The sequence below is a fragment of the Candidatus Gracilibacteria bacterium genome, from assembly GCA_010119145.1.
In the GTDB taxonomy this organism is placed as follows: domain Bacteria; phylum Patescibacteriota; class Gracilibacteria; order BD1-5; family UBA6164; genus JAACSU01.
In genome coordinates this window covers 1-3,343 of the sequence record JAACSU010000015.1, presented here as the reverse complement: position 1 = coordinate 3,343, position 3,343 = coordinate 1, and the positions used below count along the sequence as shown (strand labels likewise).

At 33.6% G+C, this 3,343-nt stretch carries 3 protein-coding genes and 1 tRNA gene; all 4 read left to right on the top strand.

Annotated elements, in window-relative coordinates:
- Positions 1-199: 199 nt before the first annotated feature.
- Positions 200-1,120 (top strand): DMT family transporter, encoded by a 921-nt coding sequence (locus GW846_06225; protein ID NDK10341.1) that lies wholly within the window; start codon positions 200-202, stop codon positions 1,118-1,120.
- A gap of 146 nt (positions 1,121-1,266) precedes the next feature.
- Positions 1,267-2,271 carry a UDP-glucose 4-epimerase GalE gene (gene galE / locus GW846_06220; GenBank protein ID NDK10340.1) on the top strand — a complete coding sequence of 335 codons (1,005 nt, stop codon included), beginning with the start codon at positions 1,267-1,269 and terminating at the stop codon, positions 2,269-2,271.
- A 21-nt stretch (positions 2,272-2,292) separates the two neighbouring features.
- Positions 2,293-2,363, top strand: a tRNA-Gly gene (locus tag GW846_06215).
- 211 nt (positions 2,364-2,574) lie between these two features.
- On the top strand, positions 2,575-3,343 hold a 769-nt coding region (locus tag GW846_06210; protein NDK10339.1), incomplete at its 3' end, for a hypothetical protein.

Here is a 3,343-nt window from a genome sequence, read left to right as displayed (position 1 = left end):
TTGGTATTTTTGGAGGAATGTCATTTTTTTTCGGTTTTTTAATTTTAGGATATCTCGCCATTGAAAGAATTTTTTATAGAATGATGCTCTATCGAAGACCAGTTCTTTTTTTAGGAATGCTGTTAGTCATCGTCGGTATACAGGTCGTGATGACGGGGATAATTGGGGAACTAATAGTTTTTTTAAATAAAAAAACAAAATGAACCCAATTCTTGCTCTTATTATTGCTAACGTCATTTGGGGTATGGCCTCGCCGATTTTTAAGTTCGCATTGACCAATATTCCGCCGTTTACTTTAGCTTTCATCCGTTTCTTTTTTGCCGGATTGATTTTTTTGCCGATAGCCTTGAATAAATGGCAAAAATTAACAGCGAGACAATGGTTGGAAATTATTTTAGTCGGATTTTTTGGTATTACCATCAACATTTCATTTTTCTTTATGGGATTAGGAAAAACCGAGAGTATCAATGTACCAGTGATTGCCTCTTCCGGTCCAGTATTCGTTTATTTATTATCGATAATATTTTTGAGGGAAAAACCAAAATTAAAAGTATTGGCGGGAATGCTCTTTGCGTTGTCAGGAGTATTTCTTATTATATTATCACCTCTTATTTTAGATGGAAAAAAATTTGTTTTTCGGGCAATTGAAGGAAATCTGTTTATATTAATTGCAACTTTTGGAAGTGTTTTACAAGCAGTTTTTGGTCATGGTGTCTTAAAGAAAGTAAACGCCCTTCAGGTTTCAGCAATTACTTTTTTATTTGGAAGCCTGACTTTTATACCATTTATTCCAAAGGAACTTGCCATCTGGGATATTTCGTTTCTTAATTTTGCCGGATTGACTGGGATAATATATGGTGTTTTTTTTTCGACTGCCTTAGCTTATTTTCTTTTTTACTATGGAGTTTCAAAACTTAATGCTCAGGAAGTGGGAATTTTCACTTATATTGATCCTTTGGCTGCAATTGTTGTGGCAGGTCCACTACTCAATGAGTATCCAAATTTATTCTATTTGATCGGTGGAGTCTTAATTTTTGGAGGAATTTATTTTGCCGAAGGACGTGTGCATTGGCACCCGTTTCACCGATTAAAAAATACTACTAATACTACAAATAAATAAATACTACCAATAAATGAAAAACAAAATAATCAATGATTAAATAATTTAATTATTTGTTTATTGAATTATTTATTTGATTATTAGTAGTATTGGTCGGATTGGTAGTATTTGTAGTATTAATTTTAAGTATTTTGTTAAAATATATTATGTCTAAGATTTTAATCACTGGTGCTGGTGGCTACATCGGTTCGGTTGCCACTGATTTATTTTTGTCGAAAGGTTACGAAGTTGTAGGGATTGACAACTTTCAAACAGGATACAAGGAGCCGTTGGAATTATTAAAAAATAAATATCCGGATAAATTCCATTACTATGAAACTGATTTAAAAAATGACCTTTCTCCTATCTTTGAAAGAGAAAAAAATATTGAAGCCGTTGTTCATTACGCCGCTTCTTGTTTGGTTGACGAGTCGATGAATGACCCGGGGAAATATTTTTTGAATAATGTAGCCGTGACCTCCAATCTACTTTCCACAATGGATAAATATAATATCAAGAATATTATTTTTTCTTCAACTTGCGCAATTTATGGTGAGGCAAAATATTTTCCAATTGACGAAAAACATCCTCTTAAACCAACGACTCCCTACGGCGCTTCAAAGAAAATGGCTGAAGAAGTCATTTCTTGGCACGGAAAATTAAAAGGTTTCAATTATATGATCCTTAGATATTTTAATGTTTGCGGTGCATCAGAGGATGGGTCGATCGGCGATTCCAAAAAACCTTCCTCTCTTTTGGTACAAAATGCAGTTCGGGGCGCTTTGGGTATCGAAAAATTTTTCCTAACCTGTCCGGAAGTTGATACTCCTGATAAAACCCCAATACGAGACTATATTGACGTAGTTGATTTAAATGAGGCTCATTTAAAAGCTTTAGAATATTTATTATCAACAAAAAAAAGTGAAATAATAAATTTGGGGACTGGGACAGGTAGCTCAGTTTTGGAAGTAATTAATCAAGTTAAGAAATTAACCGGTGTTGAGATTCCAATTTCAAAAGCTAATATCAGACAAGGAGATGATGCTAAGAAAGTGGCAGACATAAAAAAAGCGGAAAAAATTTTAGGTTGGAAACCGAACAAAACGATTGAAGATTCAGTCAGATCTCTCATTGTTTGGTATAAAAGCCATCCGAACGGTTGGGAGAAATAATTGGTATAATATATATTCAAAGCGGGATTAGTTCATCGGTAGAATATCTGCTTTCCAAGCAGAGGGGACGGGTTCGACTCCCGTATCCCGCTCTTTAGGTTGTTGTAACAGTCTAAATTAATGTTTAATAAAAAAATTCTTCTCATTTTTCTCTTCGCTTTCTTAATTCGTTTAATTGCTCTTAATCAATCCCTCTGGCTTGACGAAGCGATCACCGCCAGTGTGGTGAAGAACTTTAGTTTTTTACAGATTATCACTAAATTTTCTCCGACCGACTTTCATCCCCCGCTATATTATCTATTTATGAAATTATGGACGAATATGTTTGGTTACTCAGAAATAGCTTTAAGAATGCCTTCGGTTTTATTTAGTTTGGGAACGGGATGGGTAGTTTATTTGATTGGCGGGGTTTGGTCCGCAGTATTCTTCCTATTTAATCCACTGATAGTTTATTACTCTCAAGAAGCCCGTATGTATATGATAGTAACTTTTTTTCTCACCGTGGCGTTATATTATTTTCTTAAAAACAGGAACCAAATTATATTTGGACTGTTTATTTCTTTAGCCCTTCTAACATTCTATGGATCAATATTCCTGATAGTTAGTTTTCTATTGTTTTCCTTATACAAAAAGAATTATAAATTTTTTCTACTTAATACTTTCTACTTAATACTGACTACTTTAATCATCAGCCCTCTCCTTTATCAGCAACTAATTAATTCTAAAGTTGCCCTTAGTCAAGTCACCAATTGGTCAATAGTACTTGGTAAAGCCAATCTAAAAAATCTACTTTTAATTCCAATAAAATTTTCAATTGGCAGAATTAGTTTTTATCCTAAGTGGTTGTATTGGGGAATAGCAGGAACCTGGACAGCGTTTATTTTGTTTATTATAAGGAAGACAGTCCTTCTTATAAGGACTGTCCTTATTAAGACTGTCTTTTATTTACTTATTTTTCCACTAATCTTGGGATTCTTAGTTTCATTTTTTACCCCAATGTTGCAACATTTTCGATTCATCTATTTAATTCCTATCTTAGCAATCATTTTAGCCTCTGGAAAAAAAACTTCGA